16 protein-coding genes are annotated in these 26,711 nt (G+C 61.2%); 9 read left to right on the forward strand and 7 right to left on the reverse strand.

What is annotated here, in order from left to right; genetic code table 11:
• Positions 1 to 36: 36 nt before the first annotated feature.
• The 6 genes from lepA (at position 37) to pdxJ (ending at position 6,093) form a co-directional block, all read left to right on the forward strand.
• Positions 37 to 1,833, forward strand: a complete 1,797-nt coding sequence (gene lepA / locus PSH90_RS04775) for a translation elongation factor 4 (protein ID WP_016771564.1) — start codon at positions 37 to 39, stop codon at positions 1,831 to 1,833.
• 9 nt (positions 1,834 to 1,842) lie between these two features.
• The gene (gene lepB, locus PSH90_RS04780) at positions 1,843 to 2,697 is read left to right on the forward strand and encodes a signal peptidase I (RefSeq protein ID WP_056783094.1); all 855 of its coding nucleotides are present in this window, start codon (positions 1,843 to 1,845) and stop codon (positions 2,695 to 2,697) included.
• A 169-nt stretch (positions 2,698 to 2,866) separates the two neighbouring features.
• Positions 2,867 to 3,556 carry a ribonuclease III gene (gene rnc, locus PSH90_RS04785; protein WP_024011703.1) on the forward strand — a complete coding sequence of 230 codons (690 nt, stop codon included), beginning with the start codon at positions 2,867 to 2,869 and terminating at the stop codon, positions 3,554 to 3,556.
• Positions 3,549 to 4,451 carry a GTPase Era gene (era, locus tag PSH90_RS04790; protein ID WP_016771562.1) on the forward strand — a complete coding sequence of 301 codons (903 nt, stop codon included), beginning with the start codon at positions 3,549 to 3,551 and terminating at the stop codon, positions 4,449 to 4,451. The genes rnc and era overlap by 8 nt, the downstream gene beginning before the upstream one ends.
• A 166-nt stretch (positions 4,452 to 4,617) precedes the next feature.
• A complete protein-coding gene (gene recO / locus PSH90_RS04795) occupies positions 4,618 to 5,307 on the forward strand; it encodes a DNA repair protein RecO (RefSeq protein ID WP_016771561.1) in 690 nt (229 codons plus the stop codon).
• Positions 5,308 to 5,346: 39 nt separating this feature from the next.
• Positions 5,347 to 6,093 (forward strand): pyridoxine 5'-phosphate synthase, encoded by a 747-nt coding sequence (gene pdxJ / locus PSH90_RS04800; protein WP_095180437.1) that lies wholly within the window; start codon positions 5,347 to 5,349, stop codon positions 6,091 to 6,093.
• Positions 6,094 to 6,176: 83 nt separating this feature from the next.
• Here the strand turns inward: pdxJ and mltF are convergent, their stop codons facing one another.
• Entirely contained in the window at positions 6,177 to 7,637 is a 1,461-nt protein-coding gene (gene mltF / locus PSH90_RS04805) for a membrane-bound lytic murein transglycosylase MltF (RefSeq protein ID WP_081932530.1), read from the reverse strand.
• Between the two features lie 285 nt (positions 7,638 to 7,922).
• Between mltF and purL the strand changes: the two genes are divergently transcribed.
• From purL to PSH90_RS04820, 3 genes are all read left to right on the forward strand, one after another.
• Positions 7,923 to 11,819 carry a phosphoribosylformylglycinamidine synthase gene (purL, locus tag PSH90_RS04810; protein ID WP_095180438.1) on the forward strand — a complete coding sequence of 1,299 codons (3,897 nt, stop codon included), beginning with the start codon at positions 7,923 to 7,925 and terminating at the stop codon, positions 11,817 to 11,819.
• A 5-nt stretch (positions 11,820 to 11,824) separates the two neighbouring features.
• Positions 11,825 to 12,136, forward strand: a complete 312-nt coding sequence (locus PSH90_RS04815; protein WP_252868840.1) for an NGG1p interacting factor NIF3 — start codon at positions 11,825 to 11,827, stop codon at positions 12,134 to 12,136.
• 994 nt (positions 12,137 to 13,130) lie between these two features.
• Positions 13,131 to 13,490, forward strand: coding sequence for a DUF6124 family protein (locus PSH90_RS04820; protein WP_150636222.1), 360 nt, complete (start codon positions 13,131 to 13,133; stop codon positions 13,488 to 13,490).
• Between the two features lie 57 nt (positions 13,491 to 13,547).
• On the opposite strand, the gene PSH90_RS04825 is transcribed toward PSH90_RS04820, so the two are convergent.
• From PSH90_RS04825 to PSH90_RS04850, 6 genes are all read right to left on the reverse strand, one after another.
• Complete coding sequence (locus PSH90_RS04825) at positions 13,548 to 19,271, reverse strand: membrane-targeted effector domain-containing toxin (protein WP_252868841.1); 5,724 nt, start codon at positions 19,269 to 19,271, stop codon at positions 13,548 to 13,550.
• 129 nt (positions 19,272 to 19,400) lie between these two features.
• Entirely contained in the window at positions 19,401 to 21,116 is a 1,716-nt protein-coding gene (gene nagE, locus PSH90_RS04830; protein WP_252868842.1) for an N-acetylglucosamine-specific PTS transporter subunit IIBC, read from the reverse strand.
• 23 nt (positions 21,117 to 21,139) lie between these two features.
• On the reverse strand, positions 21,140 to 23,653 hold the full coding sequence (gene ptsP, locus PSH90_RS04835) for a phosphoenolpyruvate--protein phosphotransferase (protein WP_305382271.1): 2,514 nt from the start codon (positions 23,651 to 23,653) through the stop codon (positions 21,140 to 21,142).
• Positions 23,654 to 23,805: 152 nt separating this feature from the next.
• Positions 23,806 to 24,828, reverse strand: a complete 1,023-nt coding sequence (locus PSH90_RS04840; RefSeq protein ID WP_095180442.1) for an SIS domain-containing protein — start codon at positions 24,826 to 24,828, stop codon at positions 23,806 to 23,808.
• Positions 24,809 to 25,915, reverse strand: a complete 1,107-nt coding sequence (gene nagA, locus PSH90_RS04845; protein ID WP_258707641.1) for an N-acetylglucosamine-6-phosphate deacetylase — start codon at positions 25,913 to 25,915, stop codon at positions 24,809 to 24,811. The genes PSH90_RS04840 and nagA overlap by 20 nt, the downstream gene beginning before the upstream one ends.
• A 56-nt stretch (positions 25,916 to 25,971) precedes the next feature.
• Entirely contained in the window at positions 25,972 to 26,703 is a 732-nt protein-coding gene (locus PSH90_RS04850; RefSeq protein ID WP_056783114.1) for a GntR family transcriptional regulator, read from the reverse strand.
• Positions 26,704 to 26,711 lie beyond the last annotated feature (8 nt).

Below are 26,711 nucleotides of genomic sequence, written 5' to 3' on the forward strand. Positions count from 1 at the left end.
GCGGGCCAAGCCTGCAGCCTTTTTGAGTGTTGATCCGTGAGTGATTTGAGTCATATCCGCAATTTCTCCATCATCGCCCACATTGACCATGGCAAGTCGACGCTGGCTGACCGTTTCATCCAGATGTGCGGCGGCCTGGCCGAGCGTGAAATGGAAGCCCAGGTACTGGATTCCATGGATCTTGAGCGTGAGCGCGGGATCACCATCAAGGCCCACAGCGTTACCCTCTATTACAAAGCCAAAGACGGCATCACCTACCAGCTGAACTTCATTGACACCCCGGGCCACGTCGACTTCACCTACGAAGTCAGCCGTTCCCTGGCGGCGTGCGAAGGCGCCTTGCTGGTGGTCGATGCGGGGCAGGGCGTAGAAGCCCAGTCCGTGGCCAACTGCTACACCGCCATCGAGCAGGGCCTGGAGGTCATGCCGGTCCTGAACAAGATCGACCTGCCACAGGCCGAGCCGGATCGCGTCAAGGACGAGATCGAGAAGATCATCGGCATCGACGCCACCGACGCCGTCACCTGCAGCGCCAAGACCGGCCTGGGTGTCGACGAAGTGCTCGAGCGTCTGGTGCACACCATTCCTGCGCCGACCGGCAACATCGAAGATCCGCTGCAAGCGTTGATCATCGACTCCTGGTTCGACAACTACCTGGGCGTTGTTTCCCTGGTACGTGTGCGCCACGGCCGTGTGAAGAAGGGCGACAAGATTCTGGTCAAGTCCACCGGCAAGGTGCACCTGGTCGACAGCGTCGGCGTGTTCAACCCGAAACACACCGCCACCGTTGATCTGAAGGCCGGGGAAGTGGGCTTCATCATCGCCAGCATCAAGGACATTCACGGTGCGCCGGTCGGTGACACCCTGACCCTGAGCTCCACGCCGGACGTTCCGGTGCTGCCGGGCTTCAAACGCATTCAGCCACAGGTTTACGCCGGTCTGTTCCCGGTCAGTTCCGACGACTTCGAGGATTTCCGCGAAGCGCTGCAGAAGCTGACCCTGAACGACTCGTCGCTGCAGTACACCCCGGAAAGCTCCGACGCCCTGGGCTTTGGCTTCCGTTGCGGCTTCCTCGGCATGCTGCACATGGAAATCATCCAGGAGCGCCTCGAGCGCGAATACGACCTGGACCTGATCACCACCGCGCCGACCGTAATTTTCGAGCTGGTGCTGAAAACCGGTGAAACGATTTACGTCGACAACCCGTCGAAGCTTCCGGACGTGTCGGCGATCGAGGACATGCGCGAGCCAATCGTGCGCGCCAATATCCTCGTGCCGCAGGAACATTTGGGCAACGTCATCACCCTGTGCATCGAGAAACGCGGCGTTCAGGTCGACATGCTGTTCCTCGGCAATCAGGTGCAAGTCACCTACGACCTGCCAATGAACGAAGTGGTCCTGGACTTCTTCGACCGTCTCAAATCCACCAGCCGCGGCTATGCTTCGCTGGACTACCATTTCGATCGTTACCAATCGGCTAATCTGGTGAAACTGGACGTGCTGATCAACGGCGACAAGGTCGATGCCCTGGCATTGATCGTGCACCGTGACAATTCGCACTTCAAAGGTCGCCAGTTGACCGAGAAGATGAAAGAACTGATTCCTCGTCAGATGTTCGACGTGGCGATCCAGGCCGCCATCGGTGGTCAGATCGTGGCCCGGACAACCGTCAAGGCGCTCAGAAAGAACGTATTGGCCAAATGCTACGGCGGTGACGTCAGTCGTAAGAAGAAGCTGCTCGAGAAGCAGAAGGCCGGTAAGAAACGCATGAAACAGGTCGGCAACGTGGAAATTCCACAGGAAGCCTTCCTCGCCGTGCTCAGGTTGGAATAATCAGGTCCTATGTCGCTAAATTTCCCGCTGTTGCTGGTCATCGCCGTGTTCGTCTGCGGCCTGTTGGCGTTGATTGATCTGCTGTTCCTGGCACCGCGTCGGCGGGCTGCCATTGCCTCTTATCAAGGCAGTGTCAGCCAACCCGAGCCTGTGGTGGTCGAGAAGCTGAACAAAGAGCCGCTGCTGGTTGAATACGGCAAGTCGTTCTTTCCGGTGCTGTTCATCGTGCTGGTGCTGCGTTCGTTCCTGGTGGAGCCGTTCCAGATTCCGTCCGGCTCGATGAAACCGACCCTGGATGTCGGCGACTTCATTCTGGTGAACAAGTTTTCCTACGGCATCCGTCTGCCGGTGATCGACAAGAAGATCATCGAAGTCGGTGACCCGCAGCGCGGCGATGTGATGGTGTTCCGCTACCCGAGCGACCCGAACGTCAACTACATCAAGCGTGTGGTCGGCCTGCCGGGTGACACTGTGCGTTACACCGCCGACAAGCGTCTGTTCGTCAACGGTGAGTCGATCGCCGAGAAGATGGCCGGCGCCGAAGCAGGTTCGCTGGGCAGTGCGGAGCTCTATCAGGAAAAACTCGGCGCAGCCGAGCACCTGATCCGCAAGGAAATGAGCCGTTACCGCGCCACTCCGGATCGTTCGTGGACGGTGCCTGCCGGGCACTACTTCATGATGGGCGACAACCGCGACAATTCGAACGACAGCCGCTACTGGGATGATCCGAACATTCCCAAGGATCTGCTGGGCATGGTTCCCGACAAGAATATTGTCGGCAAGGCCTTCGCGGTCTGGATGAGCTGGCCAGAGCCGAAACTCAGCCACCTGCCGAATTTCTCGCGGGTCGGCCTGATCAAGTAATCAAACACGGCGCTGTTGACCACAGCGCCGAATGCATTTCTGGAGCCGGCACAATCGGCTTCGCAATCGCCAGGATCTATTTTTTGAACACAGCGTTAATTGTCCCAGGCCTGCGCCGTACCCCGGCGATGGCAGTGGAAACCAGCCACGAACTCAGCGTGGGTAAACCGTGAGCGTTTCTCTAAGCCGTCTCGAGCGCCAGCTCGGCTACACCTTCAAGGACCAGGAGCTGATGCTGCTGGCCCTCACGCACCGCAGTTTTGCCGGGCGCAACAACGAGCGTCTGGAATTCCTCGGTGATGCCATCCTCAACTTCGTCGCTGGCGAGGCGCTGTTCGATCGCTTCCCGCTGGCCCGCGAAGGCCAGTTGTCGCGTTTGCGCGCGCGGCTGGTAAAAGGTGAGACGCTGGCCGTACTGGCTCGCGGTTTCGACCTCGGCGATTATCTGCGCCTGGGTTCGGGGGAACTGAAGAGCGGTGGTTTCCGCCGTGAATCGATTCTCGCCGATGCCCTCGAAGCTCTGATCGGTGCGATCTACCTCGATGCCGGCATGGACGTCGCCCGCGAGCGCGTACTGGCGTGGCTGGCCGGCGAATTCGAAGGCCTGACGCTGGTCGACACCAACAAGGATCCGAAAACCCGCTTGCAGGAACACTTGCAATCGCGCGGTTGCGAACTGCCACGCTACGAAGTGGTGGATATTCAGGGCGAACCGCACTGCCGTACCTTCTTCGTCGAATGCGAAGTGGTCTTACTGAATGAAAAAAGCCGAGGTCAGGGTGTGAGCCGTCGTATTGCCGAACAGGTAGCGGCCGCCGCAGCACTGATTGCCCTGGGCGTGGAGAATGGCAATGACTGATACAAACGCAACTCGCTGTGGCTACGTTGCCATCGTCGGCCGTCCCAACGTCGGCAAGTCGACGCTGCTCAACCACATCCTCGGGCAGAAGCTTGCGATCACTTCGCGCAAGCCGCAGACCACTCGCCACAACATGCTCGGCATCAAGACCGAGGGCGACGTCCAGGCGATCTACGTCGACACCCCGGGCATGCACAAGGGTGGCGAAAAGGCCCTGAACCGTTACATGAACAAAACCGCTTCGGCGGCGTTGAAAGACGTCGACGTGGTGATCTTCGTCGTCGACCGCACCAAGTGGACCGACGAAGACCAGATGGTGCTCGAGCGTGTGCAATACGTGACCGGCCCGCTGATCGTCGCGCTGAACAAGACCGATCGCATCGAAGACAAAGCCGAGCTGATGCCGCACCTGAGCTGGTTGCAGGAACAGCTGCCAAACGCCCAGATCATCCCGATTTCCGCGCAGCACGGGCACAATCTCGAAGCGCTGGAAAAGGTCATCGCCGATCACTTGCCGGAGAATGATCACTTCTTCCCGGAAGACCAGATCACCGACCGCAGCAGCCGTTTCCTTGCCGCCGAACTGGTGCGCGAGAAAATCATGCGCCAGATGGGTGCCGAGCTGCCGTACCAGATCACCGTCGAAATCGAAGAATTCAAGCAGCAGGGCAAGACCCTGCACATCCACGCGCTGATTCTCGTCGAGCGTGACGGCCAGAAGAAAATCATCATTGGCGACAAGGGCGAGCGCATCAAGCGCATTGGCACCGAAGCGCGCAAGGACATGGAGCTGCTGTTCGACTCCAAGATCATGCTCAACCTGTGGGTCAAGGTTAAGGGCGGCTGGTCCGATGACGAGCGCGCGCTGCGTTCGCTGGGTTATGGCGATCTGTAAGTAGCGATCTCGAAAACACCGCTACTCACTGTGGGAGCGAGCCTGCTCGCGAAGAGGATGTAACACTCAGCATTGATGTTGACTGTCACTCCGCTTTCGCGAGCAGGCTCGCTCCCACAGTGGTTTTGGGTTGTATGTAAAACCGCGTTTCTTCATCGAGAACTCAATGTCGCAAAACCCGCCTCCCGCCCAACCCGCCTATGTCCTGCATTCGCGCGCCTATCGCGAAACCAGCGCATTGGTCGATTTCCTCACGCCGCAAGGTCGGCTGCGGGCGGTGTTGCGCAGTGCGCGGGGCAAGGCCGGGACGCTGGCGCGGCCGTTCGTGGCGCTGGAGGTCGAGTTCCGTGGCAAGGGCGAGCTGAAGAATGTCGGGCGCATGGAGAGCTCCGGCACCTCGGCGTGGCTCAATGGCGAGGCGCTGTTCAGCGGCCTCTATCTCAACGAGCTGTTGATTCGGCTGTTGCCTGCCGAAGATCCGCATCCTGCAGTATTTGATCATTACGCCGCGACCTTGCTGGCGCTGGCCGAAGGTCGACCGCTGGAGCCATTGTTGCGCTCCTTTGAATGGCGTCTGCTGGATGATCTCGGCTACGGCTTCTCCATGAACACCGATATGCACGGCGAGCCTGTCGCGCCTGACGGTCTCTATCGCCTGCAAGTCGATGCCGGTCTCGAAAGGGTGTATCTGCTGCAACCCGGCCTGTTCAACGGTACCGAGCTGCTGGCCATGGCCGAAGCCGACTGGTCGGCGCCCGGTGCGCTGTCGGCGGCCAAGCGTCTGATGCGCCAGGCGCTGGCGGTGCATTTGGGCGGGCGTCCGCTTGTCAGTCGCGAGCTGTTTCGCAAGCCCTGATATGCTGTGCGCCGAACCTTTCAATTCAGGAGCGCATCCGTGACCAGCAGCAATCGCATTCTTCTCGGCGTGAACATCGACCACGTCGCCACCTTGCGTCAGGCCCGTGGCACGCGCTACCCGGATCCGGTCAAGGCGGCGCTGGATGCAGAAGAGGCGGGCGCCGATGGCATCACCGTGCACCTGCGCGAAGATCGCCGTCACATCCAGGAGCGCGACGTGTTGCTGCTCAAGGATGTGCTGCAAACCCGCATGAACTTCGAAATGGGCGTCACCGAAGAAATGATGGCGTTCGCCGAGCGCATTCGCCCGGCGCATATCTGCCTGGTCCCGGAAACCCGTCAGGAACTGACTACCGAAGGTGGTCTGGATGTAGCGGGGCAGGAGGAGCGCATCAGGGCTGCGGTCGAGCGTTTGTCGAAGATCGGCAGCGAAGTGTCGCTGTTCATCGACGCCGACGAGCGCCAGATCGCCGCCTCCAAGCGCATCGGTGCACCGGCCATCGAGCTGCACACCGGGCGCTACGCCGATGCCGAAACTCCCACCGAAGTGGCTGAAGAGCTCAAACGCGTCGCTGATGGCGTGGCGTTTGGACTGGCGCAGGGCCTGATCGTCAATGCCGGGCACGGCCTGCATTACCACAACGTCGAGGCCGTGGCGGCGATCAAAGGCATCAACGAACTGAACATCGGCCACGCGCTGGTGGCGCATGCGTTGTTCGTGGGCTTCAAATCTGCTGTGTCGGAAATGAAAGCGCTGATCCTGGCTGCTGCTCTAAAGGGTTAAGATCAAAAGATCGCAGCCTTCGGCAGCTCCTACAGGTGTACACATAACCCTGTAGGAGCTGCCGAAGGCTGCGATCTTTTGCTTTAAAGAGGGGCGGGCTCTTGCGCCGGTTTCGACTTGTCGATCGCCGGCACATGCAGGTTGCCCTCGGCCACCTGATCGCCCTCAAGCTGCGGCTGGGTCACCCAAGTCAGGATGTCGTAGTAGCGACGGATGTTCGCCACGAAGTGCACCGGTTCGCCACCCCGGGCGTAACCGTAGCGGGTCTTGCTGTACCACTGCTTCTGCGAGAGGCGCGGCAGGATCTTTTTCACGTCCAGCCACTTGTCCGGATTCAAGCCTTCCTTCGCCGCCAGTTTGCGCGCGTCATCCAGGTGGCCGCTGCCGACGTTGTACGCCGCCAGGGCGAACCAGGTGCGATCCGGTTCCTGGATCGAATCGTCGAGCTGATCTTTCATATAAGCCAGGTACTTGGCACCGCCCATAATGCTCTGCTTGGGATCGAGGCGGTTCGACACGCCCATCGCCTGCGCGGTGTTCTGGGTCAGCATCATCAGACCGCGCACGCCGGTTTTCGAGGTCACCGTCGGCTGCCACAGGGATTCCTGATAACCGATGGCGGCCAGCAGGCGCCAGTCGACTTTCTCTTTCTTCGCGTAGTTCTTGAAGTGCTGTTCGTATTTCGGCAGGCGCTGCTGCAAGTGCTGGGCGAAGGTGGTGGCGCCCATGTAGCCAAGCACATCAACGTGGCCGTAGTAGCGGTCCTTCAGGCGTTGCAGGGTGCCGTTTTTCTGCACCTTGTCCAGATAGGCGTTGATTTCATTGAGCAGGCTGTTGTCTTCGCCCGGGCCCACCGCCCAGCTCTGGCTGCGCGCGTCGCCGAGGTCGAAGGCCACGCGGATGTTGGTGAAGTACACCTGATTCATCGCCACTTCGTTGGAGTCGACCAGGGTCAGGTCAATCTGGCCTTCATCGACCATGCGCAGCAGATCGACCACTTCAACGGCGTCGGATTCTTCGTATTCGATGCCGGGATATTTCTGTTTCAGCGCGGCCAGTTGTTCGGCGTGGGTGCTGCCCTTGAGCACGGTGATCTTCTTGCCGACCAGATCCGCCGGATCTGTAGGGCGCGACTGGCCGTTGCGGTAGATGATCTGCGGGGTGACTTCGAGGTAGGAGTGGGAGAACCGCACCTGCTTCTTGCGTTCATCGCTGCTGACCAGACCGGCGGCCGCGAGTACCGGGCCGTTCGGCTTGCCGACCTGGTTGAACAGGTCATCGAGATTGTCGGCCGTCTCGATCTTCAGCTCGACGCCCAAATCGTCGGCGAAGCGCTTCACCAGCTCGTATTCGAAGCCGGTTTCACCGCTGCGATCCTGAAAGTAGGTGGCGGGGCTGTTGCGGGTAACCACGCGCAGCACACCATCCTCCTTTACGCGCTCGAGTGTGTTGGGTTTATCAACACAGCCACCGAGCATCAGGAAGAGTCCGGTTGCGATCAGCCATTTGGCGTATCGCGGACGCAAAGCCGTTGGGAAAAACATCTGCGCAGTATACGCAAACGGCCACGGGCGCCATATCTCGACAGCGTAGGACTAGTCTGCTAGCGATCACAAAATCGAACGAAATCCCTTGAATACGGGCCTTCAGGGCATTTTGTTACAGTAAAAATAAGCCATGCTGAAACGCTCGATTTACCTGACCCCGAAGGCAGAAACACAGATTGCTACCCGAGTGCAACCGTGCGTAGCGTTTCGGGTGATGTTGAGGTCGGTTTAGGCTAGAATGCACGGCCTCAAAGCACACCCCTTCCCGAGGCTGTCCCGAAGATGTTGATCCTGCGCGGCGCTCCTGCCCTTTCTGCCTTTCGCCACAGCAAACTCCTTGAGCAACTGAGCCAGAAGGTTCCAGCTGTCAGTGGCCTGTATGCTGAATTCGCTCACTTCGCCGAAGTCACCGGCGTCCTGACCGGCGACGAACAGCAGGTGCTAGCGCGCCTTCTGAAGTACGGCCCAAGTGTTCCGGTTCAAGAGCCGACCGGTCGTCTGTTTCTGGTGTTGCCGCGTTTCGGCACCATCTCGCCGTGGTCGAGCAAGGCCAGCGACATCGCCCGCAACTGCGGCCTGAGCAAGATCCAGCGCCTGGAACGCGGTATCGCTTTCTATGTTGCAGGGCAGTTCAGCGAAGCCGAAGCCCAGCTGATTTCGGACGCACTGCATGACCGCATGACCCAGATCGTGCTGGCCAACCTCGAGCAGGCCGCCGGACTGTTCAGCCACGCCGAGCCGAAGCCGCTGACCGCCATCGACATCCTCGGTGGCGGCCGCGCCGCGCTGGAAAAGGCCAACACCGAGCTGGGCCTGGCCCTGGCCGAAGACGAGATCGACTATCTGGTCAACGCCTTCAACGGTCTGAAGCGCAACCCGCACGACATCGAACTGATGATGTTCGCCCAGGCCAACTCCGAGCACTGCCGCCACAAGATCTTCAACGCCAGTTGGGACATTGACGGCCAGAGCCAGGAAAAAAGCCTGTTCGGCATGATCAAGAACACCTATCAGATGCACAGCGAAGGCGTGCTGTCCGCTTACAAGGACAACGCTTCGGTGATTGTCGGCAACGTTGCCGGCCGCTTCTTCCCGAACCCTGAAACCCGCCAGTACGGCGCGGTGCAGGAGCCGGTGCACATCCTGATGAAGGTTGAAACCCATAACCACCCGACCGCGATTGCCCCGTTCCCGGGCGCATCCACCGGTTCCGGTGGCGAGATCCGTGACGAAGGTGCAACCGGTCGCGGCGCCAAGCCCAAGGCCGGCCTCACCGGTTTCACCGTATCGAACCTGCAGATCCCGGGCTTCGAACAGCCGTGGGAAGTGCCGTACGGCAAGCCTGAGCGCATCGTCACCGCGCTGGACATCATGATCGAAGGCCCGCTCGGCGGCGCTGCGTTCAACAACGAATTCGGCCGTCCGGCGCTGACCGGCTACTTCCGTACCTTCGAACAGTCGATCACCACTCCACACGGTGACGAAGTGCGTGGTTACCACAAGCCGATCATGCTCGCTGGCGGCATGGGCAACATCCGTGAAGAACACGTCAAGAAAGGCGAGATCGTGGTCGGCTCCAAGCTGATCGTGCTCGGCGGCCCGGCGATGTTGATCGGTCTCGGTGGCGGCGCGGCTTCGTCGATGGCCACCGGCACCAGCTCGGCGGATCTGGATTTTGCTTCCGTGCAGCGTGAAAACCCTGAAATGGAGCGTCGCTGCCAGGAAGTCATCGACCGTTGCTGGCAGCTCGGCGACAAGAACCCGATCAGCTTCATCCATGACGTTGGCGCGGGCGGTCTGTCCAACGCCTTCCCGGAACTGGTCAACGACGGCGATCGCGGTGGCCGTTTCGAACTGCGCAACATTCCAAACGACGAGCCGGGTATGGCCCCGCACGAAATCTGGTCCAACGAATCCCAGGAACGTTACGTGCTGGCAGTCGGCCCGGAAGACTTCGAGCGCTTCCAGGCGATCTGCGAACGCGAGCGTTGCCCGTTTGCCGTGGTCGGGGAAGCCACTGCCGAACCGCAGCTTACTGTCACGGATAGCCACTTCGGCAACAACCCGGTGGACATGCCGCTGGAAGTGTTGCTGGGCAAGGCGCCGCGCATGCACCGTTCGGTGGTTCGCGAAGCCGAGCTGGGCGATGACTTCGATCCGTCGAACCTCGACATCAGCGAGTCCATCGAACGCGTTCTGCATCATCCGGCCGTGGCCAGCAAAAGCTTCCTGATCACCATCGGCGACCGCACCATCACTGGCCTCGTCGCCCGTGACCAGATGGTCGGCCCATGGCAAGTGCCGGTGGCCGACGTTGCCGTCACCGCCACCAGTTTCGACGTCTACACCGGTGAAGCCATGGCGATGGGCGAGCGTACTCCGCTGGCTCTGCTGGACGCGCCGGCATCGGGCCGCATGGCCATCGGCGAAACCATCACCAACATTGCTGCCTCGCGGATCAACAAGCTCTCCGACATCAAACTGTCGGCGAACTGGATGTCGGCGGCCGGTCACCCGGGCGAAGACGCGCGTTTGTATGACACCGTGAAAGCGGTCGGCATGGAGCTGTGCCCTGAGCTGGGCATCACCATTCCGGTGGGCAAGGACTCGATGTCCATGGCCACGCGCTGGAATGACAACGGCGAAGACAAGACCGTCACTTCGCCGATGTCGCTGATCGTGACCGGTTTCGCGCCAGTGGCTGACATTCGTCAGACCCTGACCCCGGAACTGCGCATGGACAAGGGCACCACCGACCTGATCCTGATCGACCTCGGTCGCGGCCAGAACCGCATGGGTGCATCGATCCTCGCGCAGGTCCACGGCAAACTCGGCAAGCATGCGCCGGACGTCGATGACGCTGAAGACCTGAAAGCCTTCTTCGCAGTGATCCAGGGCCTCAATGCCGACGGTCACCTGCTGGCCTACCACGACCGTTCCGACGGTGGTCTGCTGACCTCCGTGGTGGAAATGGCCTTCGCCGGCCACTGCGGTCTGAGCCTGAACCTGGACAGCGTTGCCGAATCCGCTTCGGAAATCGCCGCGATCCTGTTCAACGAAGAACTCGGCGCAGTGATCCAGGTTCGCCAGGACGCCACCCCGGACATCCTCGCGCAGTTCAGCGCCGCCGGTCTGGGCGACTGCGTGTCGGTGATCGGTCAGCCGATCAACAATGGCCAGATCAACATCACCTTCAACGGTGACACCGTGTTTGAAGGCCAGCGTCGTCTGCTGCAGCGTCAGTGGGCCGAAACCAGCTACCAGATCCAGCGTCTGCGCGACAACGCCGACTGCGCCGAGCAGGAATTCGACGCGCTTCTGGAAGAAGACAATCCGGGCCTGAGCGTCAAGCTCAGCTACGACGTCAATCAGGACATCGCCGCGCCTTACATCAAGAAAGGCATCCGCCCACAGGTTGCCGTACTGCGTGAGCAGGGCGTCAACGGTCAGGTGGAAATGGCCGCCGCGTTCGACCGCGCCGGTTTCAGCGCGATCGACGTGCACATGAGCGATATCCTCGCCGGTCGTGTCGACCTCAACGAGTTCAAAGGCCTGGTGGCCTGCGGCGGTTTCTCCTACGGCGACGTGCTCGGCGCCGGTGAAGGCTGGGCCAAGTCGGCGCTGTTCAACAGCCGCGCCCGCGATGCGTTCCAGGGCTTCTTCGAGCGTAACGACAGCTTCACGCTGGGCGTGTGCAACGGTTGCCAGATGATGTCCAACCTGCACGAGCTGATCCCGGGCAGCGAGTTCTGGCCGCACTTCGTGCGCAACCGCTCCGAGCAGTTCGAAGCGCGGGTGGCGATGGTGCAGATCCAGGAATCGAACTCGATCTTCCTGCAGGGCATGGCCGGTTCGCGCATGCCGATCGCCATCGCCCACGGTGAAGGGCATGCCGAGTTCGCCAGCGAAGAAGCACTGCTGGAAGCCGATCTGTCCGGTTGCGTGGCGATGCGTTTTGTCGACAACCACGGCAAGGTCACCGAAGCCTACCCGGCCAACCCGAACGGCTCGCCGCGCGGGATTACCGGTCTGACCAGCCGTGACGGTCGCGTGACGATCATGATGCCGCACCCGGAGCGTGTGTTCCGCGCGGTGCAGAACTCGTGGCGTTCGGAAGACTGGACCGAGGATGCTCCTTGGATGCGCATGTTCCGTAATGCGCGCGTCTGGGTGAACTAAGGCCTGTGTACAAGCTGGCGTTTTTTGTTCCTGACAGTCATGTCGAGGTGGTCAAAGGGGCTGTGTTCGCTGCCGGTGGTGGGCGGATCGGTGACTATGACCACTGTGCGTGGCAGGTGCTTGGCTCTGGTCAGTTTCGACCGTTGGACGGCAGTCAGCCGTTTGTCGGTCAGGCGGGGCAGGTTGAGCGGGTTGAGGAATGGAAGGTTGAGCTTGTCGTTGCGGATGATTTGGTTGTGGCTGTTGTGGCGGCGTTGAAGCTCAGTCATCCGTATGAGACGCCGGCTTATGAGGTGTGGCGGCTGGAGGATTTCTGATCTTCTTTGCTGCTGGAACGGGAAACCCGCAGATGAGGGATTGTCTGCGGGTTTTTTGTTGCCGCTGATTTTTGTGCGGGCGCATTTTCACTGTGGGAGCGAGCCTGCTCGCGAAGGCGCCCTTACAGGCGAGCATGCTGGCTGATTGGGTGAATATCCGTTGCTTCGGGTGTGGCGGCTGGCGGTTTCGCCCTTACGGCGAGTCACCTTTTTCAAACGCCAAAAAGGTAACCCAAAAGGCTTGCTCCTGCGTTCGGCCCTCGCAGGCTCGGGTTCCTTCGCTCCGGGACTGATCCGGGCGCAGCGGCTCCGGTTTGCTTCGCTGCACCTCCTTCCGCTGTGTCTGGCTGCGCCAGACGGTCGCTGCGCTCCCACGCCCGGATCAATCCCTCCACTCAGCCTTCCGACGTCGCCGGTGGATCAAGATCAAGAGCACTCGAGCTGACACTCGGCCTATTGAGTGGTGAAAAGCGTGTGTGTCCGGCTTTTGATTTGTGTTGTTGCTGCCCCTCACCCCAGCCCTCTCCCGAGGGAGAGGGGGCCGATTTTGTGTGGTTTGCAAATCCTGAGTTCAACTCGGACTTTCACGTCGGCGTACCTCGCCTGAACAACTCGGTCAGTCCCCTCTCCCTCTGGGAGAGGGCTAGGGTGAGGGTGGCGATCTGGAGTGTGTTTAAAGCAGTGTCTGAGTTCGCAGAACCTTCCCACAAGGTTTTCAGGTTGTCCGTCGGACGTGCGATCTCTAGTCTTTTCCCGTCGCTGCGAATCAGCGATCGGGAGTGAGATCCCCGGATAGCTTGCAACTGGCGCCAGCACCACGATAATTGGCGCCAGCTCAATCTGCTGCCTGCTTTATGGCGGCTGTGTGCGGGCAGACTTCGGTCTGGCCGGTTGCCTGCTCCGGTGGATCTCACCTCGCACATAGCTGCCACCTATCCGCCGCGTGAGATCCGGCGATCGATGGCTGTCCATCAGCATCAGCAGGAGAAGCATTGTGGATAAAATCGTTCCCGATCCACCATACGAACCCACCCCCCTCGAACAAACCATCCGCGCCGACGACCTCGCGAAAAACCGCGAAGCGATCAAGCGGGCTCTGGATTTTTACCTGTGCCCGCAGCCTGGCAAGGCGCACCCGCCCAGCACCATGTTCCTCATCCAGCCGGAAATCGATACCGAAACCCTGCTCGCCCATGCCTGTGAATCCCTCGCTTCAGCCAACACCCTGGCCAGTGATTTCGCTGATCAGTTGGGGCGACCGCAGCGCAATACGGCGCTGGCGATTCAGCAGATCATCATGCTCGCTGAGCTGGCGGTGAACCGCGCGCTGGATCGGGTGGATCCTCAGGCATGAAAAAACCACTGGGCCTTCAAGCCCAGTGGTTTTCCACAACGTGCAATTGCCCGGGCGTCACGTCACCTGTGTCAGCTTCACGTCTGTGACGAGCATGTCGATCAACGTGCGCAGGTAGGTGAAGGTCTGATCTTTTTTCTCCCAGCGATCAACGAAGAACAGACCCTTGTCATTGATCTGAATCGGCGTCTCAACGATCTCGCCGGACCTGGATTTATGCACCACGCTGGCGTTGCGGGTGTCTGCATTTTCTATAAGGAAGTTTCCGGGTTCGGTCAGTTTGCTGCGACTGACAGAAGGCGTCGCAGCAGGCTTTTTCGTTCCGGGGACGGCCACCTCCATCACAAAATCGCTGCTCAAAGCCCTGACGTTGGCCTCGTGCTTGCCGCTGACAAATTCCCACGACCCACGGTGAATATCCCGGGCCAGTTCAGGGGCTGTGTCGCGCACGTGCAGGCTGACGGCGGACAGTGTATCGGCCAGACCTGGCACACCGAGGTTGTAATTGGTATGCGCACTGCCGATGAAGGCCACCCATTTATGCGGCCCGTTGGCCAATTGATCAGCCTCGATCACTTGGGTTGCAAAATAGCTGAACATCTCGTTTCGCGAGACGTGTTCGTCATACACGCCCTTGAGGTGATAGGACGCCGTGCAATCTAGGGCTCTGATGCGAATGTTGTATTTGGCCGCCGCCTGACAGACCGCCGTGTACGTATCGTTCCCTGTGTAATTCGGCATCTGCCCTTGATCCTGACGATGCAGATAAGCCTTGAGCCTGTCGGGCATGCGCTGGGTACGCAGAAAAGTGTCGAGATCGGCCTGGTGCAGGTCGGTGAGCAGGTGCTCGACGTACAACGTGTCATAACCGGCTTGCTTAAGGGCTTTCATGTGCTTTTTCAGCAGCGCTTTGCTCGCTACATCGACGTGGGCTTCGCCGATCAGCAGATTCAGACGTCCGTCGGTCAATTGCCGTAAAAAAGCTTCGAATGTGCAGTCGGCGGTGAGCACCGGCAGGATCGGCGCATCGGGTGGGACGTAGTCGGTAAAAGCGTCCCTGGCGGTTTTTTCCAGACGTTTGCGTTGGGCAAGGAAAGCCTCGTAGGCCGTTCTTTCACTGGCTACTGTCGGGGTGTAATGGGAGTCCATGGAGTAGGGCTTATGCAACATTTCAGCAATATCGTCGCGCAGTGGCGAAGCAATATCGAACTCGCTGAAATGTTCAACGGCGCTAGCTGCGGCGGGCGGCTTGGAGACAGGTAGAGGTGCCTTGTAGGCACTCGGCATCTGTACGAGGTAATCACCCTGCGCTGTCGCGTCTCCCGCGATGGCACCGGGCGCGTCCCTGCTTGTGCGTGCGGGTTGGTACAAGTCGATGTCTTCAATACGCACGGCAACGGCCTCGTGGAGGTCGGCCAGGCCCGGGGTGTTGTCGAACGTGGTCATGCGCGACTGCTCGGTCAGGGCAATCCAGCGCTCTTCGCCGATCTCGGCCATATCGGTGGCAAGCGCCTTGTGCGAATAAAAGTTTCTGATGCGGTTGTTTCGCGGGGTCAAAGGCGAGAGCCTGGACATCACCATGATCCCTTCGAGTTGATAACTGGTCGAGCCGTCCAGCGCATGAATGCTCATGCCTTTTTCCCGTGCCTTGCGCACCAGCGCCAGGTAAGAGAAAGGCGCGTCAGGCTCATGGCCCATGGCTTTATCGAGCGCTTTCAGATGTTTCTTGATATGGCGCCAGGATTCTCCCTTGTTGAATTTTTCCAGTTTGAGATGAAATACGTCTCCCGGCAGGTATTCGAGGAAGAGGTGCTTGTAGCCGTTCTCCAAAAGCACGTCGAGATTTTCGATCAGTGCCTGTTTGCTGGCGATAGAGCCCGGCTGTGCACCGATGACCAGATTCTTTGCGGCGAATGCATCGCTGGCGATCAACTGTGCGAATGAGGTGTTGGCGGCAACCGCCGGCACTTCGGCGCGAGCGGGCAGCGGTGCGAGTTGGGCAAAATGGCGCGTGGCGTCCGTGGTGAGTTTTTCCACCTGTTGCAGATAGGCTTGGCGCATGCTGGCCATTTTGTCGACCACGTTGACCAGGATGACCTGGGGTGAGAAGCCCATGTAATGCTCGCCCTCCTGGAGCATTCGTCGTCGCGATTGCGGGTCCAGCAACTCTTCAACGAGATCCCGGTACTTGATCGCGACTCCATAGTCCTTATGCGGGCCGGGTGTATCGGGCACGGCTTCGTATTTTGGTGCACCGCCGGACAGGCCGCTGCGCACCATCACTCCGTCGGAGTTGCGCACGGTCAGAATGCCGGTCGAAAGCAGTCCGGAGCCATTCGGATCCGGGCGGTAGAGCAAATAACGGCCGAGTGCGTCCGGGGTAGTGCTGGCGTAATACGACTGCCCTCTGAAAACGACGGCATGCATATCGTCCCGGACCGGTTCGGTCGCCATTTGATCGATCAATGGCAGAAGATCCTCTTGCTCGTCGCCAACGGTGGTGACAGCCCGACGCAACGGGCGCCGGACGGGCTTGAGTGAACGCAGCGCCGGACGCAGATCCGTCAGCACCGCGCCAGCACTGTTGAACAGATAACCGAGCAAGTGCCGGAACGCTTCGTTGTTATTTCCCTGACGATAGGCATGCAGGGCGAGCATCGCGTCCTTGAAGGCCAGCAACAGGCCGGTGCTCAGGCTCAACAGCGGGAACGGCGCGGTGGCGATGGCAGCGACCCATTCGACGCTCGTCCAGATCAGGCCGGCGATCATTTCGGCGCGACTGGTGGTCGTGGCATGGACGTTGTCGATCCGCCGTTGCAACTTCATGTCGTAGAGCGCGGTACGCAGGTCGCTGACGGCGTCGGCCGGGCGCATCGAGTCATAACGGGCGGGGCTGGGGCTGGTTCTGTTGAGGTCTTTGGGCAGTTTATTGCGGATGTTTTCCAGGTACGTACGCACCCGGGTCTGGGCACTGACTCCCACCCGCTGGGTCAGGTACTCGATCATGCCGGACTGCAGCAGCAGGTAATTGAACAGGCGTGCTTCGCGAAAACGCACGCCGTCCGGTGCGTCCGGCGTATACAGCAGGACCGGATCGCCGCCATGGCTGAACAACCAGGCATCGATCACCCATTCGCCGTCGATCATCAACCGGTGGATCGGGTATTTCGTCCGGGTCTGCCCCGACGTTTGATCCATGCTGCTGATGCTTTGCTGCAGCCATTGCAGGTCGCTGCTGGCGATATGTCCTTGCAGCTGGCATTCCAGCGCGGCGCTTTGCATTTGGCGCTGAGTGATGGCCAGCGTCGCGTTGCGTCGGAACGCGTAGCCTTCGCTTTTAGAGTCCTGCAGCTCGTTTTTGACTTTGTCGGTATAGCGTTTGCCGATCCAGACACCCGTGACCGAGCGGGCTACATTCTGCGCGGTCAGGCTACTGATATCGACGCCTGGCGGACCTTTGAAGCGCGCCGAGCGTGAGAATTTCTGGTCGAGAAAACCGACGCCGTCGGCATAGCCGTCGCGATACAGCCGGGTATAGGTCAGCGGTTTCGGCGTCCATGAGGGCACGATCGACTTTGGCGAATAGGCCCACACGGTGTCGGGATCGACGTCATTGGCTGGGCGCCTGAGCAAGCGGTTCAGGCTGATCTTCGCTTGCGCATGCACGTAATCGTCAAACGCCTGAAAACGTCCGCCCGACAGCGGATGCTGATTGAACGCGCGCAAAGCCCCCTCGGCGTCGTCGCTCAGGGTCGAGAGTGTTCGGCGATTGGCCGCAGTGGTCGAGCGATACCACACCGGGGTGCTGAAATCGTAGTCGTCGATGCGTGTGGCGAGCATGTGTTCAGCCATCGCTTTGAGGCAATCGAGATGGTTGCCCAGGTGGTCGAACGTGACTTTCTGGTGCTCTGCTGCTTCCGGCTTGAGGCTCAGCCCCGACAACACCTTGCGCAGGGTCGAACGAAAGCGCATCGGCGCGCGGCTGATCAGATAGCCGGCCATGCTTTCGGCGGCGTCATTCTGCTTGGCCCAACCCAAGAGATGGGTCTGCAATTGGCGCTCGCTGTCGAACGCCTCGAACTGGCGTTCACGGGGCGCCTGCGGTGTGCAGAGCAGCAGGCGGCGGACCGCGCCGGATTCGTCGGTCTGACGCAGCACCCAAAGATCCTGCAGCTGGGCACCGTGCAAAGACAGGGTGGCGGCGCGCAGCTGTGGATCGCTGCCGTTACGCAGGCGCTGGAGCATTTGCAGATCGCTGTCGAGCAGATGCCCTTGCAGCGCTGCGGCATGGGCGAGCGCGACGATGCGCTGATCGAGCATCTGCTCGATCGCAGGTTTGATCGCGGATCTCGCCTGCATCTGCGTTTGCAAGCGTGCGAAGTCGACGCGCGGTTCCAGCTCCAGTGCCTGCTTGATCACCCAGGCGGGCGTTACGTCCGCGTACTCGTCGGATAACGGCAGGTCGTTGTAAGTCAGCCGGGTGTGGCTGAGAAACGCCGAGCCTGGTAACTCATCGCCGGTGTGCGGGCCGCGCAAGGTCAGCTCGAGCAAATTGCTCTTGTGCACATAAGCGCCGAATCCGGGGACCTGCCGATCCGTAATGATCTGCAGCTTGTCCGGTTCCAGGTCGTCGATTTGCAGATCATCACTCAGCCGTTCCAGCCATTGGTGGCGGGCCACGGCCATCAGGCTGACCGCCGGACCCATCAGGTCAAGCAGGTTTTGCCGGGCCTGATTGTAGTTGCCCAGGTGCAACGCCAGCTCGGCCCGCTTGGCGGCGTCGGCGCTGCGGTACCAGTCCGGGGCGCTGTTGCGCAAAAGCCGCTCGAACAGGGTTTGTGCCTGAAGTGCCAGGCGCGGGGTGAGTTCCGGCAGCGCAGCGCCGATGGCGCGCTCCAGCTCGGCGATCAGTACAGCGGCATCCTGCTGCGGATTGGCGGCGAAACTCAATGCATGTTCGATATCCTGAGTGCGCTTTTCGATCAAGGCATCGTAGATGTGTTCGAACAGCGGTTTGCTGTCGATGGGCGCCAGCTGCAATGGCCAGATTCCCGCTGTACCGACATCGTGGTAGCGGCTGGGCAGCAGCTGCATCAATTCGCCACGGCTAATGCTGTGCTGCATGGTCTTGAGCAGATGGGCATCGAGATCAGCCAGGGAACTGAACAGCTCCAGGCCCCTGGCCGGTGTGAACAACACGACGAAGCCCGCGCTCTGGTCGGTCAACAGATCGCTGACTTTCGGGGTGTCTTTTTGCGTCACAACAAAAGCCCCGGCCAGCTCGACAGTGGTTTGCTGATAAGTGAACTGCAACGCATACATGGCCGGACGCAACAGCGGGCCGAGTGCCAGTTTCTGTATCAGCTCGCCGGCCTGTGGGTGCAGCAGGCGATCGGTGACGGCCTGTTGCGCTTCGTACTCAAGCGCAGTGAAGCCGGCGTCGTATTTGAGGAAGGTTTTTGCCGCTTTGCCGTTGATCTCGTCACGCAGATCCATGTTGATCAGTTGCGTGTTGAGGCGCACCTTCAGCGTGGCGATCAGTTGCTTGCCTGCCTCGCTCTGCAGGTCGGTGGTTGCCAGCGCCTGATAGAGCGCGCGGCTGCGTTGCAGGTAGCCGTCGCGATAGGTTTTCAGCTGCTCTTCGAGGCGTTTGAGATGAGCCTGCTCGGTGCTCGGTTTGTGCTCGGGCAACAGCGGGGTTTCGGTGTTGAAGAGAAGACGACCGATCTGGTTGAGATCGTTTTTGAGCTCATCGGGTGTGGGTGCGTTGGGGGTGCTCATGGGCACGATTTCCATGCTGGGGATGAAGGGCCAGCATGGCGAGCAGGGCGTGGAGGAGGGTGGTATTCATGTATCGTGCGCGTGCCGTATTTTCGGCGCCCGCTCCAGCCCTCCCGCCACCCGCGCAGATCAAACCTGCGCGCGGATCTCCCCGCGACTCAGCAACGCCTCGATCGCGCCACTCAAACTCGCGGCCTTGTCCCCCACCAGCAAATGCCAGACGCCACCGTCCAACCGGCTGACACCCAGGCAGCCGAGCGCTTTGAGCTGCGCCTCGGACGGCGCCTTGGCATCGGCCAGTTGCAGGCGAATACGGGTCATGGCGATGCAATCGAGTTGCAGCACATTGTCGCGACCGCCCAGCGCATTCAGCCATTGCTGCGCCTCGTTGCGGGTAAGCGCGACAGTCGTCGGCTCATCGGCAACTACTACGGTTTCTGCCAAAGTTGTACGGCCCAGGGCAGGCATGGCCAAGCGAATCTCATCGGCAATGCTGTCAGCCAACGGCCCGACCACGACCTGCAAACTGCCGCCCTTGCCCGGGCGCACCACCGCCATCGCGCCCAGCGCTTTCAGCTCGGCATCCGAGGCCTTGTTGCGATCGACCATCTCAAGGCGCAGTCGGGTCGTGCAGGCGCCGACGGTGAGCAGATTCTCGGCGCCGCCCAAGGCTTTGATATACGCACTGGCGCGTTCGGTTTCCGAGAGCACGGCTTTTTCGGCGCTGGCGACGTCTTCGCGCCCCGGCGTCTTCAGGTTGAAGCGGCGAATACAGAAGTCGAAAACCAGGTAATAGATGACCGCATAAGCCAGCCCGACCGGCACCACCAGCCAGCCATTGGTCGACTTGCCCCAGCCGAGAATCATGTCGATGAAACCACCGGAAAAGGTGAAGCCCAGATGAATGTTCAGGGCGTTGGTGATCGCCATCGACAGCCCGGTCAGCAGCGCATGCAGGAGGAACAGCAACGGCGCGAGAAACATGAAGGCGAATTCGATCGGCTCGGTCACGCCGGTGAGAAACGAGGTCAGCGCCATCGACAGGAAGATCCCGCCCATCACCTTGCGCCGCTCCGGCAACGCGTTGCGATACATCGCCAGGCACGCGGCGGGCAGGCCGAAGATCATCATCGGGAACATGCCGGTCATGAACTGCCCACCCTTCGGATCGCCGGCGAAATAACGCGACAGATCGCCGGTCACCAATGCCCCAGTGGTCGGGTCGGTGAAGTTGCCGAAGACGAACCACGCCATGTTGTTAAGGATGTGGTGCAGGCCAGTGACGATCAGCAGGCGGTTGAACACGCCGAAGACGAAGGCGCCGATGCTGCCGCTTTCCATCATCAGCGCGCCGAACGCGTTGATGCCCTGCTGGATCGGCGGCCAGATATAGCCGAACAGCACGCCCAGCCCCACCGCTGCAAAACCGGTGACGATCGGCACAAAACGGCGGCCACCGAAGAACGCCAGGTACTCCGGCAGCTTGATGTCCTTGAAGCGGTTGTACAGCGCACCGGCCATCAGGCCGCTGACGATCCCGGCGAGCATGCCCATGTTGATGGTCGAATCGAGCACCTTGAGCGTGGAGATCATCACCAGATAACCGATCACCCCGGCCAGACCGGCGGTGCCGTTGTTGTCTTTGGCGAAACCGACGGCGATGCCGATGGCAAAGATCATCGCCAGGTTGGCGAAGATCACTTGCCCGGCATCGTGAATGATCGCGATGTTCAACAGGTCCGTATCGCCCAGGCGCAGCAGCAGGCCGGCAATCGGCAGGATCGCGATCGGCAGCATCAGCGCGCGGCCCAGGCGTTGCAGGCCTTCGATGAAGAGTTGGTACATGGCGTTTGTCCTTTTTGTTTTTGTTAGCGCAGAGGCCAATGTTGATGACAGGCGTGGCGAACGGCGGCGGCGCTGGACAGCTTGAGCAAGTCGCGGCTCAGGCGCTGACATTCGGCTTCGTGCAGCTGGCGCACGCGGTCCTTGATTTCACCGATCTGCACCGGGCTCACCGACAGTTCAGTGACGCCCAGGCCGATCAGCACCGGCGTGGCCAACGGGTCGGAGGCGAGGGCGCCGCAGACACCAACCCAGCGCTTGTGTACCGCCGCACCCTCGCAGGTCATGGCGATCAGGCGCAGCAACGCCGGGTGCAGGGCATCGACCCGCGCCGCCAGCCCGGCGTGATCGCGGTCCATGGCCAGGGTGTATTGCGACAGATCGTTGGTGCCGATCGAGAGGAAGTCGGCGTGTTCGGCCAGTTGCTCGGCTTGCAGCGCGGCGGCGGGGACTTCGATCATCACGCCGATTTCCGGGCGCTCGGTAATCCCCAGCTCCAGACACAAGGCATCGACGCGCTGGCGGATGTGCAGCAGCTCGTCGACCTCGGTGACCATCGGCAACAGAATCCGGCAACGCGGCAACGGCGTGACCTGCAACAGCGCGCGCAGTTGCTGATCGAGAATTTCCGGGCGCGCCTGCGCCAGACGAATGCCGCGCAGACCGAGCACCGGGTTGGCCTCGGCGGGCAGCGGCAGGTAGTCGAGTTGCTTGTCGCCACCGACGTCGATGGTGCGGATGATCACCGACTTGTCGCCCATGGCATCAATCACCGCTTGATAGGCGCTGCGCTGTTCTTCGACGTCCGGTGCCGTCTGGCGATCGACGAAGAGAAACTCGGTGCGCAACAGGCCGACGCCATCGGCACCGTTGGCAAAAGCGTCTGCCGCTTCGTTGCTTGAGGCGACATTGGCGACCACTTCGATGTGCACGCCATTGCGCGTTTCAGCGGGCAAATGGGCTTTGGCCTGTTGGCTGTCGCGGCGCTGCTGGCGCTGGATTTGTGCCTGTTGCACTTCGCTCAGGCGCTCGGCGTTGGGCGTCAATTCGAGGCGCCCGTCGTCAGCGTCGAGCACCACGGCCTGATCTTGCGGCTGCTCAAGCAATTGCGCGCCCAAAGCGACGAGGCACGGCAGACCTTTGCCGCGCGCCAGAATCGCTACGTGGGAAGTCGCGCCGCCCTCGGCCATGCACAACCCGGCGACGCCTTGCGCGCTGAGTTGCAGCAGATCCGACGGCGTCAGTTCATGGGCGGCAATGATGGCGCCGGCCGGAACCTGGTATTGCCAGGCCTCGCCAAGCAGGGCGCGCAGGACGCGTTGCTTGAGGTCGCGCAAATCGTTGGCACGTTCGGCCAGCAGCGGACTGCCGGTGCCTTGGAGCATGCCGCACTGCGTGTCGATCGACTGACTCCAGGCGTGCGTCGCTGCGGTGCCCTGCTCAATGAATTGCTGCGCGGCGTCGAGCAGGGCCGGATCTTCGAGCAGCGCCATGTGTGCGGCGAAGATCGCTTCTTCGTCGGCGTTCCTGTGCTTTTTCGCCTGGGCGAGGGTGGCAGCGATTTCGCTGCGCACCGCGTTCAATGCCGCTTCAAGAATCGGCTGCTGTTGCACCGGATCGTGGTTGCCCGCATCCGCCGGCAAGGTGATCGCGTTCAAGCGAAACAAAGGCCCGGCGACCAGCCCCGGCGCCGCGCTAACACCGTGCAACACACCTGCCTCGGCAGGGCGGTTCGGCGCCGCAGTGCTGACCGGCGCTTGCGCGTGATGATCGTCCGGCAGCGCCGTGGCCAATGCGCTGAGCAGAGCTTGCAATGCGGCATCGGCGTCCGGCCCCTGACAACTGACCTGCACCTCATCGTGCTCACCAATCGCCAGCCCCATCAAACCGATCAGGCTGTTGCACGGCGCCGATTTACCGTTGAAGTGCAGCTGTGAATGGCTGCTGAAACCCTGGGCGGTCTGGCGGATCAGCGCAGCCGGGCGCGCATGCAAGCCGCCGCGATGAGCGACCCGTGCCTGGCCACGAACCTCAGGCCCACCGCTTATATCGGTATTCGCCGCGACAACATTGCGCGCGATGATGTGCAATAACGGCTCGCCGACTTTCACCGCTTTGAGGGTGATCGGCCGCACCTGAAAATCCGCGCTGTTGGTCAGGATCAACAGGCTGACCAGGCTTTTGCAGTGCTGGCCGACCTTGTCCAGGTCATAGCGCAGCAGCGGCTGACCGAGGCTGACGCGATCGCTTTCCTTGACCAGCATGGCGAAACCTTCGCCGTTCAGCTCAACGGTATCGAGGCCCAGATGCAGGAGGATTTCCGCGCCGTTGTCGGCGCGCACGGTCACCGCATGGCTGCTGCGCGCGACGTGGATGACCACGCCGGCGCAGGGCGAATACAGCGTGTCGTTGAGCGGGTCGATGGCGATGCCGTCGCCCATCGCGCCACTGGCGAACACCGCGTCCGGGACGTTGGCGAGCGTCAGCACCGGGCCGCTGAGCGGGGCGCTGAGGGTCAGCTCTTTATTGTTGTCGGGCATGGCTGGGTCTCATCAGTTGAATCTCGGTTCGATGTCCCCTGTAGGAGCTGCCGAAGGCTGCGATCTTTTGATCTTGTTTTTTCGCTACGTGAAAAAAACAAAAGATCGCAGCCTTCGGCAGCTCCTACAGGGAGTACATCCGTCAACGGCTATCAGTGCGTGCGGGTCACTTTGCTCAAATGGCGCGGCTGATCCGGGTCCATGCCCCGCGCTACGGCCAGGCCTGCGGCCATCACGTAAAAGCTCTGGATCGCCAGAATCGGGTCGAGGGCCGGGTGTTCGGCGCGTGTCAAGGTCAGGTCGCGCTCGTTCACGTCATCTGGCGCGGCGAGCAAGACCCGGGCGCCGCGTTGACGCATCTCTGCCGCGAGGCTCAGCAGGCCGGCCTGCTCGGCGCCGCGTGGGGCGAACACCAGCAGCGGATAGTGTTCGTCGATCAGTGCCATCGGCCCATGACGGACTTCGGCGCTGCTGAACGCTTCGGCCTGAATCGCCGAGGTTTCCTTGAATTTCAGCGCCGCTTCCTGAGCAATCGCGAAACCGGCGCCACGGCCGATCACCATCAGGCGCTCGCAATCGCGCAGGGCTTCGATGGCCACGCTCCAGTCCTGTTTCGCCGCTTCGCGCAGGCCTTCTGGCAGCGCATCGTGGGCTTGCAGTAATTCGCTGTCCTCTTTCCAGTGCGCGATCAAACGCGCGCTGGCGCTGAGGGTGGCGATAAAACTCTTGGTCGCGGCGACGCTGCTTTCAGTCCCGGCAAGCAGCGGCAGGCTGAATTCACAAGCTGCCTCCAGGGGCGAATCGGCGGCATTGACCATCGACACACTTAGCGCGCCACGCTTGCGCAACAGACGCAGGCTGTTGACCAGATCCGGGCTCTGCCCCGACTGCGAAAACGCAAAGGCGACCTGACCGCTGACTTTCAGCGGCGCCTGCTGCATGGTCACCACCGACATCGGCAACGAGGCCACCGGCACGCCCAGTTGCTGCATGGTCAGGTAGGCGAAGTAGCTCGCTGCGTGGTCGGAGCTGCCACGGGCGACGGTCATCGCCACTTGCGGCGGCTGCCGGCGCAGGCGCCCGGCGATCTCGATCATCGGCGCGTCGAGCTGTTGCAGTTGGGCTTGCACGGCCTCGAACGAGGACAGCGCCTCTTCAAGCATTTTTGAAGTCAATGTCTTCTCCTTCGACCATGACGGCGGTCAGTGTGAGTGAACGATCAAGCCGCACGCAGTCGGCCCAGGCGCCGGGGGCAAGGCGCCCGCGTTCGGTGATGCCGAGGTAGTCGGCGGGAAATTGCGACAGACGCTGCGAGGCTTCGGCGATCGGCAAACCGATCTTCACCAGATTGCGCAGGGCCTGATCCATGGTCAGGGTGCTGCCGGCCAGCGTGCCGTCGGGCAGACGCACGCCGCCCAGGCATTTGGTCACGGTGTGGCTGCCGAGCTTGTATTCACCGTCGGGCATGCCGGCGGCGGCGGTCGAATCGGTGACGCAATACAGGCACGGGATCGAACGCAGGGCCACGCGGATGGCGCCGGGGTGCACGTGCAGCAGATCGGGAATCAGCTCGGCGTATTTGGCGTGCGCCAGTGCTGCGCCGACGATGCCCGGCTCGCGGTGATGCAGCGGGCTCATGGCGTTGTAGAGGTGGGTGAAACTGCTGGCACCGGCAGCCAGCGCGGCGACGCCTTCCTCGTAGCTGCCGAGGGTGTGGCCGATCTGCATGCGGATGCCACGGCTGCTCAGCTCACGGATCAACGCATCGTGGCCAGCGATTTCCGGGGCGATGGTGATGACGCGGATCGGCGCCAGCGCCAGATACTCTTCGACTTCGGCCATCAACGCGGTGTGGGCGAAGTTCGGTTGAGCGCCGAGTTTTCCCGGGTTGATGTAAGGGCCTTCAAGGTGTACGCCGAGGACTCGCGCGGCGCCTTTCGGACGCTGTTCACAGAATTCTCCTACCTCTTTGAGGACGCTGGAGATCTCCGCGCTCGGCGCAGTCATGGTCGTGGCCAACAGCGAGGTGGTGCCAAAGCGCACGTGGGTTTTGCTGATGGTTTCGAAGGCGTCGGCACCTTCCATGATGTCTTTGCCGCCGCCGCCATGCACATGCAGGTCGATGAAGCCCGGCAGCAGATAGGGCAGATCGTTAGCGGCCGGATCGCAGGGCACGCCTTCGATCGACACGATCTTGCCGTGTTCGTGAATCAGCCGGCCGCGAACCCAGCCGCTGGCGGTGAGGATGTTGTCTTCGGACATTTTCGTTCTCGCTTGGGGCCGCGCTCAGCGACGCGGCTCTTTATCTACGAAGCTCTTTATCTACGAAGCTCTGCAACAAAGTCGTAGTAGTCATTGCGGCAATAGGTGTCGGTGACTTCGATCGGTGTGTTGTCTTCCAGATAGCCGACCCGGGTCATCAGCAGCATGGCGGTGCCGGGGGCGATGCCGACCAGTGCGGCGAATTCGTCCGAGGCGTTGATTGCCTGGATGTGCTGAAGGGCGCGGACGATCGGTTTGCCGATGCCGTCGAGGTATTCGTACAGCGAATCGCCCACCGCTTGCGGCCTGGGCATGATCGACGCGGGCAGGGTGCTCATCTCGATCGCCATGACCGTGTCATCGGCTTTGCGCAGGCGCTTCATGCGCGCCACCTTGTCATTCGGCGACAGGCTGAGGCGGATCAGTTCTTCGTGGGTTGGGAGGGTGATCTCCCGCTCCAGCCATTTCGAACTCGGCACGAAACCTTTCAGGCGCAGCATCTCGCTGAAGCCGGAAAGACGCGACAGTGGTTGTTCCAGGCGTGGGGTGATGAACGTGCCCGAGCCTTGCAGGCGGCGGATCAGGCCTTGCTCGAGCAAGACTTCCAGCGCCTTGCGTGCGGTGACCCGGGAGATGCCGAGCTGGTCGCTGAGATTGCGCTCGGACGGCATCGCCTGTTCGGCCTTCCACTGCCCGGCATGAATCGCCGCTTCCAGATTGCGCGCCAGTTGCAAGTACAGCGGCGTCGGCTGGGAATCGTCGGGACGTAGGGGCTGGAGGTCGTTCATTTAGGTCG

This window comes from Pseudomonas sp. FP1762, from assembly GCF_030687105.1.
GTDB lineage: Bacteria > Pseudomonadota > Gammaproteobacteria > Pseudomonadales > Pseudomonadaceae > Aquipseudomonas > Aquipseudomonas siliginis.

What these genes read in the sequence shown, in the direction of transcription:
- purL (WP_095180438.1), top strand. Translation starts at nt 7,923, where the DNA reads ATGTTGATCCTGCGCGGCGCTCCTGCCCTTTCTGCCTTTCGCCACAGC.
- lepB (WP_056783094.1), top strand. Translation starts at nt 1,843, where the DNA reads ATGTCGCTAAATTTCCCGCTGTTGCTGGTCATCGCCGTGTTCGTCTGC.
- mltF (WP_081932530.1), bottom strand. Translation starts at nt 7,637, where the DNA reads ATGTTTTTCCCAACGGCTTTGCGTCCGCGATACGCCAAATGGCTGATC.
- era (WP_016771562.1), top strand. Translation starts at nt 3,549, where the DNA reads ATGACTGATACAAACGCAACTCGCTGTGGCTACGTTGCCATCGTCGGC.
- PSH90_RS04825 (WP_252868841.1), bottom strand. Translation starts at nt 19,271, where the DNA reads ATGAGCACCCCCAACGCACCCACACCCGATGAGCTCAAAAACGATCTC.
- PSH90_RS04850 (WP_056783114.1), bottom strand. Translation starts at nt 26,703, where the DNA reads ATGAACGACCTCCAGCCCCTACGTCCCGACGATTCCCAGCCGACGCCG.
- ptsP (WP_305382271.1), bottom strand. Translation starts at nt 23,653, where the DNA reads ATGCCCGACAACAATAAAGAGCTGACCCTCAGCGCCCCGCTCAGCGGC.
- nagA (WP_258707641.1), bottom strand. Translation starts at nt 25,915, where the DNA reads ATGTCCGAAGACAACATCCTCACCGCCAGCGGCTGGGTTCGCGGCCGG.
- recO (WP_016771561.1), top strand. Translation starts at nt 4,618, where the DNA reads ATGTCGCAAAACCCGCCTCCCGCCCAACCCGCCTATGTCCTGCATTCG.
- nagE (WP_252868842.1), bottom strand. Translation starts at nt 21,116, where the DNA reads ATGTACCAACTCTTCATCGAAGGCCTGCAACGCCTGGGCCGCGCGCTG.